The following is a 16,963-nucleotide window of genomic DNA, read 5'->3' on the forward strand; positions in this document are numbered from 1 at the left end:
ATCAGGATATGGCACCGGCACCATTTGTTGACCGGTGCCATATTGCGGCAGGCTGTAATCCGGCGTAGATCAGCGAAAATGGATTAAAGACTGACTGGTATCTGACATGCTGCGCCTGTTTAAAATTTCACTTCTTGCTATGTGTCTGTCGGCACCGGCGACAGCATTGGCGGAAGGCGACATCAGGAACGGCGAGAAAATTTACCAGAAATGCCGCTTCTGCCATATTCTCAGCCAGCCGGCCAATCGCATGGGGCCGCATCTGATGCAATTGCAGGGGCGCAAAGCAGGCACGATTGAAGGTTTTCAATATTCTGCCGCTATGAAACAGGCCGGTGAAAATGGTCTGATCTGGAATGATGCGACGCTCAAAGAATTCCTGACAGCGCCTAAAACCATGATCCCCGGCACAACAATGCGTTTCTGGGGGCTGTGGGAGGGGCAGATTGACGATTTGCTGGCCTATCTTAATGCGCAGGCGGAAGCTGCGTCCAAGCCATAGTTGACGGAACTGTTTCTTTTGTCCTGAATAGCGGAAATATGCGCTGTTCCTCTGTACCGGAAAACCATTTCATGGAATGACTGTTGCATCAGCATCAGGACGGATATTTCATGTACACGCTCTATATTGCGAATAAAAACTATTCCTCATGGTCACTCCGGCCATGGCTTCTGATGAAGCAGCTGGACATTCCGTTTGAAGAAATTCTGATCCCTTTTGGCAGCGCAGACTGGGATAAAAACCCGTCTCCGACAGGGCAGGTTCCCTGCCTCTCGGAAAAGCAGGCTGACGGCAGCTTTATCTCAGTCTGGGATTCGCTCGGCATCACCGAATATCTGGCGGATAATCATCCGCAAATCTGGCCGCAGGACAAGAAAGCCAGAGCCTGGGCACGCTGTGCGACAGCAGAAATGCATTCCGGTTTTCACTCTCTGCGCTCAATATGCACCAATAATATCGGATTGCGGATTGATGTCAGTGCGCAGACAACACCTGCCCTGCAAAAAGATATCAGCCGCATTGACCAGCTCTGGAATGAAGGGCTGGATGATTTTGGCGGACCATTTCTGGCGGGTGCTGAATTCAGTGCTGTTGATGCATTCTTTGCGCCGGTTGCTTTCCGCTTCCAGACCTATGGTATCAGGCTCAGCGATAAAGCCGCAGCCTATGCTGCCCATTTGCGTGAGTTGCCAGTGATGCAGGACTGGTATGCTGCAAGTCTCGCTGAGGTCTGGCGCGATGAAGCGCATGAGGTTGAAGCGCGCAATGCAGGGCCATGGCTGCAGGATCTCAGAGCAGCCGGATAAAGAAGATCGCCCCATACAGCGGTCACGCAGGATCGCTGTATGGAGATGGTTTCAATTGATCTTAATCCGTATCAATCGAGGTGTTGAAGCTCTCAAAACGCCAGACTACCTGAGCAACGGATTCATCATAGGGATTATAATCCGCCCTTGCCCGCAGAAAGCGTTTTTGGGACAGCGCCACATTCGAGATCAGCGGAACATGAAACTGCTGCCAGCCGGCCTCGCTGCGATGCGCGATAACCCAGCCATTCAGAACCATGTTTCCCTGTGCGGAATAGCCGAGCAAATATGGCTCGATGATCCAACGAAATGATTTATAAATAAAACGAACTTGTCTTCTCTGCCGGATTGCGTCGCAGAGTATTGGAAATGCCAGCATGCGGTACCCCTCCCGCGTTTGGGCGTGCAATGACAGAAGTCGGGGACAATTTCAATAAAAACCACACCAATATAGACTATAGTCGCAAATAAATTCGGATATCAATATAAGTAATATAATTAATATCTAATATTGAATGTTTAATATATGAAATATATTCAGTAACATAGGCGGATATCATGCTTCATTATTGCAATTAGTGCAAAGACCTATAGATTGAAGCTGTTGTTATTAAACAGAAATGGAAAATCAGGAGTATGAGATGATTTTCAAAGCAACCACGCTCATTGTTTCTCTTCTGTTTATCGGGCTGCCGCTGTCGGTTGTCATCGCAGCCTTTGCTGAAAGAGAATATCTTGAGGCAAAATCCGGCTCTCAATATGCGGAAATCAAAGCTTTCGGTGTCTGGGTTATTTCCCTGATTGTGATTTTCAGCATTATTCTGTTTTTCACCAATATGGTTGCTGCCTTTATCTGATTGCACCAGATATTTCATCGGCAGTCACTCCCTTTAAAAGGAGTGACTGTTTGTTGCATATTGTTCACCAGCAATTGCAGGTTCTGTAGCGGGAATAGAGGGCAAATACTGCCAGACCGCCGATAACTGAGGCATGTTCCAGAGCCACGGTCATATCGCGGAAAGCCTCTTCCCCTTCCTTCGCCCAGAACGGGTGCGCAACTGGTATCGTCAGCACCGTAAAGACCGCCAGCGCACCGGTTGCCAGCCAGACACCTTTGTTACAGATAATCATCAGCGAAGAACCGATTTGCAGGATTAGTGTCATGAGATTATAAGCCCAGCCCGGTTGCAGACCGAAATCATCCATAATCCCCGCATTGGCGGTGAAGTCGAATAATTTTGCCAGACCACTTGTCCAGAAAACCAGTGTAAGCAGAATTCTCGCCAGAATATCAAACCAATAGGAATCCAGTATTTTTGCGATGATGTCCGGCATGGCTTATCCCTTGCCTCCGGTGAGGCGCACGACTTTCATCGCCACAAATATAGCCAGAACCGGAGCCGCTGCGAAAATACCCGCCAGCCATAGCGAGGCATTGGACGCACCGGCAATATCACCCGCATCCGATATACCGGCAAAATTGGCAATCATACCGGCGCAGGCTGTTCCGAATGCAATGGCGAATAATTGCACTGTGGTCATGCCTCCTGAAGCAAGATCCTGTTCAGTTGCCGGTGCACTCTGATAAACCCGCGTGACCAGACCAGGCCATGCCAGACCAATGCCAAAGCCGATCAGAACCAGCCCGATGCAGAGAGGCAGTAAATATGTCCAGTCTCCGCCACCATGAACCGGCATGAAAATGGCAAGCAGGATCAGCCCCGCCAGTACCATGACGGGACCTGAGAAAATCAGAAAACCACCGCTCTTCTGCCAACGTGAGCTGAGGAAAGAAGCCGCTGTCCAGCCAATCGCCATCAGTGCTGCAAGATAGCCTGCCCAGAGCGGAGTCTGACCATGCAGTTTCTGCAACAGATAAGGCACATAAATTTCCGGCTGCATGCTCATCATCAGCAGAGCAATCATCAGATAGAGCGCCCCCAGCGGTGTGGAAATATTGAAAGCCTTGCGCGGCAACAGGCGGGATCTGGCATTCATATCCACGAGAGCTATGGCGACAACCATAGTCAGCGCTCCGGCCAGACCGATCATGTTCCATGACAATTCTTTTGACAGGCTGCCGGCTGAAACAGCCAGCACTGCACCGGTCAGCAGAATAAGCTGTAAAACGGGTATGGAGGATTGCTCATTCTTATCCCAGCTGCGCTTTGGTAAAGTTGTGAAAGCCAGCACAGCAAACAAAGCAGCAAAGGGCAGCAAAGACCAGAAAGCCGCACGCCATGCGCCATATTCAGCAAAAACACCGCCGATCGCGGGGCCAATCAGAGTTGCCACACCAAACATAGCCGAGATCAGGCCAATCGCCCGCCCCCATAGGTGCTCCGGCAGCACGATCCGTGTCAGGCCATAGGCAAGCGCATAGAGAAAGCCGCCACCCAGTCCCTGTACCGCACGTCCGAGCAGCATAACCGGCATATTGATCGCCAGTGAACAAATCAGCGTGCCGGTGCCAAATAACAATGTGGCGACCAGATAGGCACCGCGCGGCCCTGTGCTTTTCAGTAATTTAGCGGTCAGAGCCGCGCCCAGAATTGAGGCGACTACGAATAATGTTGTTGTCCATGCATAAAAATCGAGCCCGCCGATTTCAACGATCACGGAAGGCATAACCGTTGTGGCGATATACATATTGACGGCATGCAAGGTTACACCACCGGCAAGGGCAAGTGCATAGATTCCGTTTTTTCCGCTGAATAATTCGCCCCAGCCGGCCGGAGCATTATCTCTTTTTACTGTGGCGGCATCAGCACCGGCTGATACTGCGCCCGTCGTATCATTTCTCATGTCGGCTCTCCAAAATGCGTGTGAACGCAAAGGTTCCTTTGCCGCCGCAGGACTTCACCGGATTTTCACGGAGAAATTCATGCAGCATCTCAAAAGAATGCCGTGACAACCGGCCAAAAATGACAAGTCGTCGCAAGCACCGACACGCTTATAGAACCTCAACCAAAGTTGAGGTCAAGCCGTATTTGTATTGTTGTGTTAAAGTTTTTTTCTCAGCAGGCGGCGCGGCCCTGCCCCTTGTTCGGCAAGTTCATCATCCGGATTGCGTAACGGACAATCTGCCAGAGAAAGGCACCCGCAACCGATACAGGTGGCAATCTGATCGCGCAGCTGCATCAGGCTGACAATGCGCTCCTCCAGCATATCTTTCCATGCATTGGTAAATTGCCGCCAGTCCCGTGCTGTCGGCACATGGTCATGCGGGAGATCTTCCAGTGCATCACGGATAATCGACAGGGAAATTCCGGCACGCTGGGCAATGCGGATAATAGCAATACGGCGCAGAACCGCACGGTGGTAGCGCCGCTGATTACCCGCGGTGCGCCATCCGGCTATCAGCTCTTTTGCTTCATAAAAATGGATGGTGGAAACAGGAACACCGCTGCGGCGGGCAACATCGCCCACCGTCAGCGTTTCTTTGAGCTTACCCGATAACATAATCAAACCTCAAGAATGGATGAGGTATGGTAAATCAGGCTGCGCAATAAATACAGGCACTCACGAAAATGTCAGGCTGTATAGCGCTGCTCGCCTGCCATCCATGTTTCGCTGACTTTGATTTTGCCGATATCTTTCACGCCGCTAGTCGGGTCCTGTTCCAGAATGGCGAAGTCCGCATATTTTCCGGTTTCAAGGCTGCCAACCTTATCATCCATATGACAATGCCATGCAGCATCAATGGTTACAGCACGCAATGCGGCTTCTGCCGGTATGCATTCGTCGGAGAAGAAGACACCGCCGCCCTCATTCATCACACGGGCAACCGCATCCTGCACATAGCGCAGAGGTTCAATCGGCGTTACGCTCCAGTCGGAATGCAGCGAAATACGCAAACCGGCTGCCAGAGCCGAGGCGCAAGGGTCATAATATTTCGCCCGCTCCGGCCCCAGAATGCGATCACGGAAGGCCTTGCCCCACCATCGTACATGGCCGATGAGGAAAGACGGCGACAGGCCAAGCCGCACCATTTTCTCCATCTGCTCAGGATGCAGAACACTGCAATGCTCAATCCGGTGGCGCAGATCATTCGGTGCCGACCCTTGCAGCACGGTCTGATAGGCTTCAATCACCGTATCAATCGCCCCGTCACCATTGGCATGCACGCCGACCTGCCAGCCGCCATCATGCGCACGCTTTATGACTTCGGTGATTTGTTCAAGACTGTAATTCAGAGCCCCGCGGCTATTGCTGCCCAGATAATTCTCGCGCTGATAGCCGGTTTCTGCCTGATTGGAGCCATCCGCCCAGGCTTTGATACCATCGATGCGGAACAGGTCATTGCCATGACCGGGTTTGATGCCGAGTTTGTCCCATTCATCCATCAGGGTTGAAATCAGCATCCCGCGATAGCGCACCGGCGGATTATCAGCCATCACGGCATCAAGAAGCGCAATATCATTGACGCCGGATAGCATGCCAATGCTGCAATCATGCAGGCTTGTGCAGCCCACAGATGCCGCATGATCGAAAAGTCCGCGAATGCGCTTCTGTACTTCCGCTGCCGTTGGTTGCGGCATCTTCTCGATAAATGGTTCCTGCGCCGCGCTCTCTTCAAGCCTGCCGCTGAGTTTGCCATTTGCATCACGCACAAAACGCGCACCGGAAGGGTCTTTGGTGTCTTCCGTAATGCCTGCCAGTTTCATGGCGGCGCTGTTTGCATAGGCAATATGTCCGTTGCTTTCCATCATGAAAAACGGATTGTCCGGTGCCAGTGCATCCAGCTCTGCCATTATCGGCGGGCGGGCATCTTTGGTGATGCTGGGGTCAAAATTTTTCGCCCGAATCCATTCACCTGATTTTGCCTTCTCCACGCCAGCTTTCAGCTGAAGCCAGACATCCTTGAAGGTCGGTGTGGCCATCGGGCTGACGTCAATCCAGTCATCCAGCACCACAAAGGTCGAATGCATATGCGGATCAATCAGACCCGGCATTAATGTGCGGCCGCCAAGATCAACAATACGCGTCTTAGGGCCGCTTAAAGCCTGCATATCCTCAGCCGTTCCGACGCCGAGAATAGTATCGCCGCGAATGGCAATAGCTTCAGCGCGGGCATTCTCCTTATTCATGGTGAGGATAGTGCCGCCCTTAAAGATCACATCAGCGGATCCGTCAGCAGAAGCTGCGGCCAGCGCTGTTCTGCTTTCCATAACTGAGGCGGCGAAAACAGAAGTGGCCGCCACTCCCATATATTTCAAAAAATTACGCCGTGATGCGGCGTTTCTCAGAATGGCTGTAACTCCGGGATTGCAGGCTAAACACATCGGATATTTCCCCTGTAAGGATTATTTGATGCCGGATTATTCCTGAACGCACATATATGTAAGATCAAATAAAACTGAAAATAATAATAATTTTAAAATAACAATAAATACAAATGAAATTTATATAAAACAGTTTTGAATATACACAAAATCAAGTTCGTTTAAACAATTTTATTGAAGAAGCAGGCAGCTTCTTGACCGCCTGCTCAGCAAATATTCATTGAATGTAGATTATCCGCCAAAGCCGCGCAGAAAATGCGTGAGATTTCCGCCCAGCTGATCGCAGATATAACCACCTTCCTGCACAATCACTGTCGGCAGGTTCAGGCTTGCGCATTTCTGAGCAATGCTGGTGAAACCCTGCTCATTGACGGTAAAACCGCCAAACGGATCATGCTCGGAAGCATCAAGCCCAAGCGCCAGAACCAAAGCACCCGGCCGATAGGCGCGGATACGATCCAATGCCAGATCCAGTGCATCGAGAAATTCCTGATTGCCGGAACCGCGTGCCAAAGGCAGGTTGTAATTATAGCCAAGGCCTGCGCCCTCACCGCGCTCTGAGGCATGCCCCCAGAAAAACGGATAGAAAACCGCCGGATCAACATGGATGGAAACGGTCATCACATCAGCACGGTGATAGAAAATGCCCTGCGTGCCATTGCCGTGATGCAAGTCCACATCGAGAATGACCACGCGGTCATGGCTCTCGCGCAGAACTTGCGCAGCAATCGCGGAATTATTCAGAAAGCAGAAGCCGCCCGCCATGTCGGCATAGGCATGATGTCCGGGCGGACGGCACAACGCATAGGCTGCAGGCTCGCCATTTTGCACCAGTTTGGCAGCTTCGATTGCCGTCTGCGCACTCCAATAGGCAGAATTCCACGTATCCGCAGCAATCGGGCATGCCGTATCGGCCATATGATAGCCCGCACGGCCTACCGGTGAAGTCGGATAGGAAAAATCGCGGCGGTTCGGATGGATATTCGGAATGACCTCATCGGACGCGCCGCTGATCGTCTGCCATTGCCCGTAAATGACCTGCAGGAATTCCAGATATTCAGGGCTGTGCACGGCGCTGACCGGTGCCAAACCGTGATCCTGCGCTGCAATCATTGCAAGTCCGGCATCATTAGCGCCGGTTAAAAGCCGCTGTATGCGCTCAGGCACTTCCGGATTGGGTTTGCGGGCACCGGCGGATAAAAACATGGCCGGATTATGCGCGCGCTGAGGCTCAGCAAATGTAAATTTCATAAATCAGTTTCCTCCTCATGCTGCAATTATTGCTCCATATCTACGATACGGCCTCCTGAAATAACTGCACGACAGGAAACTACGGAGAGGATTGCCCGATTGCAAATAAAAACAACAGGCTGAGCTAAATCAGTGATTTGCGGGGGCTTCAAAAACCATACCGTCATAGGCTGGCTCGACATTCTCAGGTACAAGAGCGCGCACTTCATCATAATCCAGCGGCACATGCATATGGGTGAGAATAGCACGGTGCGGTTTTAGGCGTGAAACCCATTCCAGCGCTTCATCCAGACTGAAATGGCTTGGATGCGGCCTGTATTGCAGAGCATCAATCAGCAAAACATCCAGATTTTCAAGGGAAGCGGCCGTTTCCGGCGGAAATTCATTCACATCCGAGCAATAGGCCACATTTTCAATACGAAAGCCGAGACTGGTAATATCGCCATGCACCATCGGCATGGGTTTAAAGCGGATCGGACCGCCTGCCCCGTTAATGGTAAAACTCTCGGTATTACCGATTTCATGGGCTTTAAGAATTGGCGGATAGCTTGAGCCGAAGGGCGTGGCGAAACAATAGCCGAAAGCCTCATAAAGCCGGTTGAGCGTCAGACGATTTGCATAGACCGGCATCAGGCTCTTGCTGTCGAGCACAAAACTGCGCAAATCATCAATACCGTGAATATGGTCGGCATGAGGATGCGTATAGATCGCCGCATCGATATGACGGTCTGTTTTGCCTGCCAAACCATCAATGATTTGTGCGCGAAAATCTGGTCCCGTATCGATCACCACACGCGTTGTGCCATGGGGGCTGACACGCTCCACCAGCAGCGATGCACGGCGACGGCGGTTTTTCGGATTGTCCGGATTGCACTTACCCCAATCGCCATTCGGACGCGGCACACCCGGAGATGAGCCGCAACCAAGAACCGTAAAGCGATAGAAGTCAGACATGTGCCAGTTCCGCTTTTATACGCCTTTTAATAATTAAATATCAAAAGGTTGAAATGATTATCTGATAGTTTGAACGAACATAATCAGCGAGGTATTTTAGTAAACAGACGCAGTACATTCTCACCGGTCATCCGGCGGATATCCGCATCGCTCACACCGATTACATCCGCCAGAACCGCAGCAGTATGCGCAACATAGGACGGCTCATTGCGTTTGCCGCGATGTGGCATCGGTGCCAGATAAGGTGCATCAGTCTCTACCAGCAGACGATCATGCGGCACGATTTTTGCGGCTTCACGAATTTCGGCAGAGTTTTTGAAGGTGATAATACCTGAGAAAGACACATAGCCGCCAAGCTCAACGCCGGTACGTGCCAGTTCAATGCCGGACGAGAAGCAATGGAGAATAAACGGGAAAGCGCCTTTGGCGGTCTCTTCACGCAATAATACTGCCATATCCTCATCCGCACTGCGCGCATGAATCACAAGCGGCAATTGCGTGCGGCGCGACGCTTCAATATGTGTCAGCAGGCCTTGGCGCTGGGCTTCCGGCGTTGAATAATCATAATGGTAATCCAGCCCTGCCTCACCGATTGCCACAACTTTCGGATGCTGCGCAAGACGTACCAGCTCATCAGCGGTTACATCCAGCTCTTCATGGGCATTATTCGGATGGGTGCCGACCGAGCAATAAACCGGATCATAGCTCTCCGCGAGCGCTAAAATCTGATCGAATTTCTTCACACGGGTGCAGATGGTGATCATCTTTTCGACACCGGCATCGAGAGCACGCTGAATAATCGCGTCACGCTCTTCTGCAAAATCAGCGAAATCGAGATGGCAATGGCTGTCTACAAGCATAATAAAAGTCCTGCCCAAGGCTTAGCACTCGGGAAAATGATACGGGCGATAATTCGCCCGTATCTGATATAAGATATTACTCTTCAGTTTCCACATAACGCGGGAAGATCGGCTCCGGTGCAGGCAGTTCAGCACCGCTGATCAGCACATCGCCGAGATCAGCGAAACTGCGCTTATCTTGTGCAACACCCAGAATATTCAGCAGCTTGGCTGAAGATGTCGGGATATAGGCCTGAGTCATAATTGCAACGCGGCGCAGCACTTCTGCGGTCGTATACAATACTGTGCCCATACGTACCGGATCGGTCTTGCGCAGTGCCCAAGGCTCCTGAGCTGCGAAGTAACGGTTGGCTTCGGATACAACATTGAAGATTGCCGCCAGCGCCTGATGAATGGCCTGAACCTTCATCGCATTACGGGCAAGTTCAATTGCTTCTTCAGCCAGTTTCAGAATAGCCGTATCTTCCTCATGGAAGTTGGCTTTTTCCGGCACTTTACCTTCGCAGTTCTTGGCGATCATCGACAGCGAGCGCTGTGCCAGATTGCCCAGATCATTGGCCAGATCGGCATTGGTGCGGTTGACAATCGCTTCGTGATTGTAGCTGCCGTCCTGACCGAAAGGCACTTCACGCAGGAAGAAGTAGCGCACCTGATCCAGACCATAGCGGTCGATAAAGGCAAACGGATCGATCACATTGCCGACCGACTTCGACATTTTCTCGCCGCGGTTGAACAGGAAGCCGTGCGCGAAAACACGTTCCGGCAGAGGCAGACCGGCAGACATCAGGAATGCAGGCCAGTAAACCGCGTGGAAGCGCACAATGTCCTTACCGAGAATATGAGCAGTTGCAGGCCAGAACTGTGCCTTCTCCGCATCCATATCCGGATAGCCGATAGCTGTGAGATAGTTGGTCAGCGCATCAACCCAGACATACATCACATGCTTGTCATTGCCCGGAACCGGCACACCCCAGTCAAATGTGGTGCGGGAAACGGACAAGTCACGCAGGCCGGATTTGATGAAGCTCAGCACTTCATTGCGGCGCTCAGACGGGCCGACAAATTCCGGATGTTTTTCGAAATAATCGATCAGCGGCTGCTGGTATTTGGACAGGCGGAAGAAATAGCTTTCTTCTTCATGCCATTCTACCGGCGAACCGATCGGCTCACGGCGAACGCCATCTTCACCAACAGTTGTTTCGCTCTCGTCGAAATAAGCTTCCTGACGAACCGAATACCAGCCGGCATAGCTGTCGAGATAGATATCGCCGTTCGCGACCATGCGCTCCCAGATATCCTGACAGGCTTTGTAATGACGTTCTTCCGTGGTGCGGATGAACTGGTCATGGCTGGAACCGATTTTCGCCAGCATTTCGCGGAACACGGCGGAGTTTTTGTCAGCCAGTTCAAGCGGCGTAATGCCTTCCTTCTCGGCGGTCTGCTGCATTTTCAGACCATGTTCGTCTGTACCGGTCAGGAACAGCACATCCTTGCCGTCCAGACGCTGGAAGCGCGCCATGGCATCGGTGGCAATCGATGTGTAGGCATGACCGATATGCGGTGTGCCGTTCGGATAGAAGATCGGGGTAGTGATGTAAAATTTTTCGCGGCTCATGTCGGATCCGTCTTGTCGAGATATTTTATCTCATGAAGTCAATATGATGATAACTGATAAAACCGGCATATCGCATGTCAGACCGTAAGTCAGCCCTAAATGCATCGAATTCAGAAACTCATGCTTGTTTATGCGGTTTTGTGATCCTGAAAATACCGGTTTCCGGTATTCTTGCAGTGACCGGCTTGCTCGGCGGCATCAGCCGGTCTCAAACCTTAGACCGGCATGCCGCTGCGCATAGCGCGATGCATCTTTTCCATCATAATCAGTGCCGCCTGTTTGCGGTCGAGATTATAGCTTTCCGTTTCCATCGCCTCGCGACGCAGATCATCCCAGAATTGCGACCATTGACTAGCTTGCACCACCTGCCCTTGTTCAGCAAGACCAAGTGCCTGCGCGGCAGCTTTATCCAGCAAATATTCAAGGAAAAGCTGGTTCTGCACATCGGCTTCACGGCCACCAAGCACAGCGGCAAGCGCCTGCGCCTTTGGCAGATCAAAGTGATTGCCGCTCAGCACAGCATCGACTGTATCAGTGATTTCTAAACCGCCATGCGCTACCAGCAACAAAGCTTTGCGCACAGAACCTTCCGCCCGCGCGCTGAGTGCAGTGAAATAAGCCTGATCCTGTACATCAATGCCGACATCTCTGCCTGCAACTTCCAGCGCGCGCTTCAGCTCATTATCATTCAGTGGCTTGAAAGCCAGTGACTGGCAGCGCGAGCGGATCGTCGGCAGCAGACGGCCGGACGAATGGGAAATCAGAATAAACAGCGCCCGTGCCGGTGGTTCTTCCAACGTTTTCAGCAAAGCATTGGCAGCATTGCGGTTCATATCATCCGCAGGGTCGATAATAACGATGCGCCATGCGCCGTCACCGGAGGTGCGGCTCAGAAAATGCGTGATACGGCGGATTTCCTCAACGGTAATCGCCGTGCGGTATTTGCCGGTTTTCGCATCAAAAGGTCGTGTAATATGCAGCAGCGCCGGATGCATTCCCTGCGACATTTGACGGTAAGGCGCGGCATCCAGATCCGGCGTGCTCAGTTGCTGTGGAGCTGATGCACTGTCGGGAAATTTCAGCATATGTCCGGCAAGATGAAAACCGGTTGTCGCTTTACCTATGCCCTGCAAACCTTCAAACAACAGCGCATGATGCATGCGCCCTTCCTGATAGGCCTGCGCGAGAAATGTGCGCACTTCCTCATGCGCAGTCAGAAAACTGGTCGCATTGGGTGCAGGAACACCATCAATCGCATCATAGGTACTGTTGGGTGCCTGTTCAGCCATGGGCAGACACCTCTTGCGGGCTCAGAACAGCATCGGTGAGTGTAGCTATTTCAGCGCTGATCTCATGCACCGAGCGGTCTGCATCAATTACCTTGCATCGTTGTGGTTCTTCGGCGGCGATAGCCAGAAATGCCTGACGGCGCGCCTCATGGGTGGCAATGGTTTCTTTTTCAAAACGATCTGCCACTTCATTGCCACGACGCAAGCCTGCTCTGGCTAAGCCCTTATCAGCCGGAATATCGAGAATGAAAGTCAGATCAGGCATAGTGCCATCAATGGCAATACGCTCAACCGAGCGCATGAATTGCGGATCAAGATTGCCGCTGATGCCCTGATAAACACGGCTTGAATCAATAAATCGGTCGCAGAGCACAATCTGTCCGGCTTCAATCGCAGGGCGGATTTTCTGGTCAATATGATCGCTGCGTGCAGCTGCGAATAGCAGCGCTTCCATGGCAGGGCCATAGGTTTCTGCCGCACCGCTCAGGATGACATGGCGCACAGCCTCTGCCCCTGCTGAGCCGCCCGGTTCACGCGTGACCACAACCTCATAGCCTTGAGCGCGCAGATGATCAGCCAAAGCAAGAATCTGCGTGGACTTCCCCGCGCCTTCTCCGCCTTCAAATGTGATCAGCAATCCTGACAAAGCTCTGATTTTCCTACGCTGTACACCGTTAATAATTATAAGTTTAATGAGGGATAGGCATGGCTTTGTCAAATAAAACTGACAAAGGAAACAAGCACTCTTATTTCAGCAAACGACGTATCCAGCCTGTCGCCAGCTCATAGAGCGCATCCATCGACTTGTTGCGCAAAGTTCCCTCACGCACATCCTGCGCTGCAAAGACAGGGCGTTCGAGCAATATTTCCTTATCCCGCAGCACTTGAATCCGGCCGATTTCCTGTCCTTTGGAGACCGGTGCCGATACCGGCCCCTGATAAATCACTTGCGAGCGCAGTTTGCCTTTATCCTGAACAGGCACAAGCACGGAAACCGCATCATGAACCACAAGCCCGACTGATCCTTGTGTTCCGCCATAGAGCGAGCCTTGAGCCACTTCTGTACCCGCAGTAAAAACCGGCAGTTTAACGAAATCATTCATTGCCCAGCGGATCAGCTTTTCAGCATCTTCGGTTCTGTCCTGAATGGTTTTGGCTCCGTTCAGCCCGATAAATATGCGCCGTCCGCCGGTTTCAGCGGATGCGACAAAAGAAAAGCCGGAATCCTTGGTGCCCCCCATGGCCAGACCATCAGCACCCAGATTTAACCGCAGCAAAGGATTACGATTGCGCTGCATAATATTATTCCACGTAAAGCTTTCCTGCGCATAAAGCGGATAATATTGCGGATAGGTTTTATGCAGATGCTGTGCGAGTTTCACCATATCGCCCAGCGTTACTTTTTGGGTAGCACCATCCAGCGGTAAACCGGTCGGGTTCGCAAAAACGGAGTTTTTTAACCCCAGCTCCTGCGCCCGTTGATTCATTAGCACGGTGAAAGCCTGCTCACTACCGCTCATACCCTCCGCCAGTACAATCGCACCGTCATTGGCCGATTGCACTGTAATGCCCTGTATCAGGTCATTGACTGTCAGCTGTGATTTGATTTTGGCAAACATTGTTGCCGTACCCGAAGGTGCACCACCGGTGCGCCACGCATGTTCACTGACTGTAAAACTGGCTTCCGGCTGCAATTTTCCGGTTGTCAGCGCATGAAATGCAACTTCCGCAGTCATCAGCTTCGCCAAAGAGGCCGGCGGAAACGGCGTATCGGCTTTGCGGGCGAATAAGACGCTGCCTGTATCGGAATCGAACAGCAAAACCTGTTCGGACTTCACCGCAAATGGCGGCTCGGCACTTTGCGCATGAGATAGTATAAACTGGCTCACGATCAGCACAGCAGCAAAACGCAGCTTCCCTGCAGATTTTGTCTTTTCGTATGTGCCGGTAAAGCAGGCCACCTTGTTCTCCGGTTGTGATTTCTCTCTGTAACAGACTCAAAAATAGTTCACGATGATTGACGATCAATGAAGCTGAAACAAAAACGTCCGGCATAGCCGGACGTTTGAACACGATATATCACATTGTAAAAAATTACTCGGCACGCACCACAAAAGCATCATTTGCACCGGCAGCCCATGCGGCCTGCAACAGCGCGTCATTATTGCCGCTGCGTGATTTTGCAGTCAGGCTGTATAAATCGCCCTGAGCCTGCGGGGTCATGCTGCTGCTGATTGTTCCGATATTTTTAAGCGCAGAGGCAATACGGTCTGCCTCATCCTTGCTGCTGAAAGTACCGAGATCGACAAACTCACCCTGCTCCGCACCGGCCTGCAGATATTTTGCAGCCTGCGCATTGCGCCATTCGGCAGAGGCTGCATCCGGCATCAGCACTTTGGAATAGATACCCTCATTGGCCTGAGCGATGCGGTTTCCGGCATAGGCGCTGACCAGAATATCATTCTGCGCAGATGCATAGAGGCCATATGGCTTATCCAGCGGCACAGGAATAACAGATGGAAGCACAGGCGCTGCGCCGTCAGCATAACCGAAAGGCAGCTCCGGCTGTGCGGAAATCTGGTCAAATGCGTTGGCTACACCCTGTTCTGCACGGTTTGGCGCAGATGTCGGTGTCGGGCCGTTCATGGCCATCATCACACCTGTCGCAGGCTGGCCGATATTGTCACCGCCTGCCGGACGGTAAGAAGCGAGCAGGAATGCATCATCCTGTCCATGCAAAGGTGCACGGCCAACATATTCGACTTTAACATTCGCGGTGCCGTGATGCTTGTAATCCAGCATTTCAGCCGCTTTTTCCGACATGTCAATAATACGTTCGTTGGAATAAGGGCCGCGGTCATTCACGCGTACGATCACTGAACTGCCATTGGTGGTATTGGTGACGCGGGCATAGCTTGGCAGCGGCATGGTCGGATGCGCGGCTGTCAGGTGGGTCATGTCATAGACCTCGCCATTGGCGGTCAGACGGCCATGAAAGGCCGAACCATACCAGGAAGCGCGGCCGACCTTCACATAATTCGGGTCTTCCTTCGGCTTATACCACTTGTCTTTGACTTTATAAGGCTTGCCAACCTGATTGCGGCCGCCGCCGCGCGGGATTTTCTTGCCATTGGCTACACGCGGGCTGGCTTTTACGCCATAGACGGATTCTGCAAAATATTCCTTGGAGCGCTTTTTCTTCTTCACTTCCGGCTGGGGAGAGGCACAGGCTGTAACCAGCAATCCCACCACACCAAGACAAAGAATATGTTTCACCCGAGAAGAATGCAGCATCCGGCCCCCGCTCTTGTTCATTGCAACAGGCCCATGCGGCTTTTTCTGAAATGACTTCATTACGCTACTCAAACCCATTACAAACAACAACATTCAGTCTGCAACAAAACCGGCATTTCCCCTGTCATTATACCAGTCAGACAATGCCAGCCTGTCACTTGTAAAACGAAACAGTTTCAAAACCTTTATCCCGCCTTTGTTCAGAGCGGAAAATGCACAACATTTGGCGACTGTTCGCAAGAATTAATTGATAGAATCTTAAAAATCCGCACAAAGCAAATCCCCAAACCTTGCCCGCCGGTTTTTTCGCCTACATATTTAAATCAGATCTTTCATTATTTATGTGTATTTCGGGGGATAATTTCTTTTTTGATAATCAGCAGAACAACAAACCCTATTTGATTAACTCGCTTTATTAACAATGGTTTATTGCCATGAAGAAACAAACGAATATCTGCCAGCAGCTTTATCTGCCCCAAAATCCCGGTGCCGGATTTCTCTTGATGTGCCCGCGTTAACCAAGTTTATATTTCGCTGGGGACAGATGAAATTCCGCTTTGATCTTTTCCTGAAATAAACCGCTGTCAGAAATGCTGCGGACATGCATCTGCCTCCGATGAAGGAAGAAGAGTTTGAGTACAGAACTGAACCTTGCTGTCGTCATGCTTATTGTAGCAATCATTCAGGTTTTGCTTCCCGCGTTTTTCCGTAACGGCGAGACAGGTCTGGATTATAATGCCGGACCACGTGATGAGGCGGGGCCGCCTGTCGGCATTATCACCGCACGACTGCAACGGGCGCAGCGCAATCTTTATGAAACCCTGCCCCTGTTTCTCGCTGCCGTGATTATTGCCCATATTGCCGGTCGGGAAAGCGGGCTCACTACTGCAGGCGCGTGGATCTATGTTATCGGGCGCATCTTTTATATTCCCGCTTATGCTTTCGGGATTCCTTATGTGCGAAGCCTGATCTGGGTTGTCTCTCTGGCCGGACTTGGCATGATAATTTTGGGACTGACGGGGCTATTCGTATAATGCAGGTTTATGTATCGCTAAAATAAAAAGCTCTTATTTATAAAGAATTTACGCCAATTCCTGATTTTAATAG

17 protein-coding genes are annotated in these 16,963 nt (G+C 51.5%); 4 read left to right on the forward strand and 13 right to left on the reverse strand.

Annotated elements, in window-relative coordinates; translation table 11 throughout:
* Positions 1–106 precede the first annotated feature (106 nt).
* Together JNC80_RS07315 and JNC80_RS07320 are read left to right on the forward strand one after the other, a co-directional pair.
* A complete protein-coding gene (locus tag JNC80_RS07315; protein WP_376709928.1) occupies positions 107–502 on the forward strand; it encodes a c-type cytochrome in 396 nt (131 codons plus the stop codon).
* A 110-nt stretch (positions 503–612) separates the two neighbouring features.
* The gene (locus JNC80_RS07320; RefSeq protein ID WP_376709929.1) at positions 613–1,308 is read left to right on the forward strand and encodes a glutathione S-transferase family protein; all 696 of its coding nucleotides are present in this window, start codon (positions 613–615) and stop codon (positions 1,306–1,308) included.
* 61 nt (positions 1,309–1,369) lie between these two features.
* Here JNC80_RS07320 and JNC80_RS07325 read toward each other — a convergent pair whose 3' ends face one another.
* A complete protein-coding gene (locus tag JNC80_RS07325) occupies positions 1,370–1,687 on the reverse strand; it encodes a WYL domain-containing protein (protein WP_139316367.1) in 318 nt (105 codons plus the stop codon).
* Positions 1,688–1,949: 262 nt separating this feature from the next.
* Here JNC80_RS07325 and JNC80_RS07330 point away from each other — a divergent pair, with 262 nt between their 5' ends.
* On the forward strand, positions 1,950–2,165 hold the full coding sequence (locus JNC80_RS07330) for a hypothetical protein (protein WP_376709930.1): 216 nt from the start codon (positions 1,950–1,952) through the stop codon (positions 2,163–2,165).
* Between the two features lie 64 nt (positions 2,166–2,229).
* Here the strand turns inward: JNC80_RS07330 and JNC80_RS07335 are convergent, their stop codons facing one another.
* The 12 genes from JNC80_RS07335 to JNC80_RS07390 all read right to left on the reverse strand — a co-directional run bounded on the left by JNC80_RS07335 (position 2,230) and on the right by JNC80_RS07390 (position 15,856).
* The gene (locus tag JNC80_RS07335) at positions 2,230–2,643 is read right to left on the reverse strand and encodes a DoxX family protein (protein ID WP_376709931.1); all 414 of its coding nucleotides are present in this window, start codon (positions 2,641–2,643) and stop codon (positions 2,230–2,232) included.
* A gap of 3 nt (positions 2,644–2,646) precedes the next feature.
* Positions 2,647–4,113 carry an MFS transporter gene (locus tag JNC80_RS07340; RefSeq protein WP_376709932.1) on the reverse strand — a complete coding sequence of 489 codons (1,467 nt, stop codon included), beginning with the start codon at positions 4,111–4,113 and terminating at the stop codon, positions 2,647–2,649.
* Between the two features lie 198 nt (positions 4,114–4,311).
* Positions 4,312–4,770 carry a redox-sensitive transcriptional activator SoxR gene (soxR, locus tag JNC80_RS07345; protein ID WP_376709933.1) on the reverse strand — a complete coding sequence of 153 codons (459 nt, stop codon included), beginning with the start codon at positions 4,768–4,770 and terminating at the stop codon, positions 4,312–4,314.
* Positions 4,771–4,841: 71 nt separating this feature from the next.
* Positions 4,842–6,593, reverse strand: a complete 1,752-nt coding sequence (locus JNC80_RS07350) for an amidohydrolase (protein ID WP_376709934.1) — start codon at positions 6,591–6,593, stop codon at positions 4,842–4,844.
* Positions 6,594–6,824: 231 nt separating this feature from the next.
* A complete protein-coding gene (locus JNC80_RS07355) occupies positions 6,825–7,844 on the reverse strand; it encodes a histone deacetylase family protein (protein WP_376709935.1) in 1,020 nt (339 codons plus the stop codon).
* 129 nt (positions 7,845–7,973) lie between these two features.
* The gene (locus JNC80_RS07360) at positions 7,974–8,798 is read right to left on the reverse strand and encodes an MBL fold metallo-hydrolase (RefSeq protein WP_376709936.1); all 825 of its coding nucleotides are present in this window, start codon (positions 8,796–8,798) and stop codon (positions 7,974–7,976) included.
* A gap of 83 nt (positions 8,799–8,881) precedes the next feature.
* On the reverse strand, positions 8,882–9,658 hold the full coding sequence (locus JNC80_RS07365; protein ID WP_376709937.1) for a TatD family hydrolase: 777 nt from the start codon (positions 9,656–9,658) through the stop codon (positions 8,882–8,884).
* A gap of 76 nt (positions 9,659–9,734) precedes the next feature.
* On the reverse strand, positions 9,735–11,273 hold the full coding sequence (gene metG / locus JNC80_RS07370) for a methionine--tRNA ligase (RefSeq protein WP_376709938.1): 1,539 nt from the start codon (positions 11,271–11,273) through the stop codon (positions 9,735–9,737).
* A gap of 215 nt (positions 11,274–11,488) precedes the next feature.
* Positions 11,489–12,562 carry a DNA polymerase III subunit delta' gene (locus JNC80_RS07375; RefSeq protein WP_376709939.1) on the reverse strand — a complete coding sequence of 358 codons (1,074 nt, stop codon included), beginning with the start codon at positions 12,560–12,562 and terminating at the stop codon, positions 11,489–11,491.
* Complete coding sequence (tmk, locus tag JNC80_RS07380; protein ID WP_376709940.1) at positions 12,555–13,208, reverse strand: dTMP kinase; 654 nt, start codon at positions 13,206–13,208, stop codon at positions 12,555–12,557. The genes JNC80_RS07375 and tmk overlap by 8 nt, the downstream gene beginning before the upstream one ends.
* Before the next feature lie 100 nt (positions 13,209–13,308).
* Positions 13,309–14,523: a D-alanyl-D-alanine carboxypeptidase family protein gene (locus JNC80_RS07385; RefSeq protein WP_376709941.1), complete on the reverse strand. Its 1,215-nt coding sequence runs from the start codon at positions 14,521–14,523 to the stop codon at positions 13,309–13,311.
* Between the two features lie 133 nt (positions 14,524–14,656).
* Positions 14,657–15,856, reverse strand: coding sequence for a septal ring lytic transglycosylase RlpA family protein (locus tag JNC80_RS07390; RefSeq protein ID WP_376709942.1), 1,200 nt, complete (start codon positions 15,854–15,856; stop codon positions 14,657–14,659).
* A 632-nt stretch (positions 15,857–16,488) separates the two neighbouring features.
* Between JNC80_RS07390 and JNC80_RS07395 the strand changes: the two genes are divergently transcribed.
* Complete coding sequence (locus JNC80_RS07395) at positions 16,489–16,890, forward strand: MAPEG family protein (RefSeq protein WP_376709943.1); 402 nt, start codon at positions 16,489–16,491, stop codon at positions 16,888–16,890.
* The last annotated feature ends 73 nt before the right edge of the window (positions 16,891–16,963 follow it).

This window comes from Pseudochrobactrum lubricantis, assembly GCF_041929865.1.
Taxonomy (GTDB): domain Bacteria; phylum Pseudomonadota; class Alphaproteobacteria; order Rhizobiales; family Rhizobiaceae; genus Pseudochrobactrum; species Pseudochrobactrum saccharolyticum.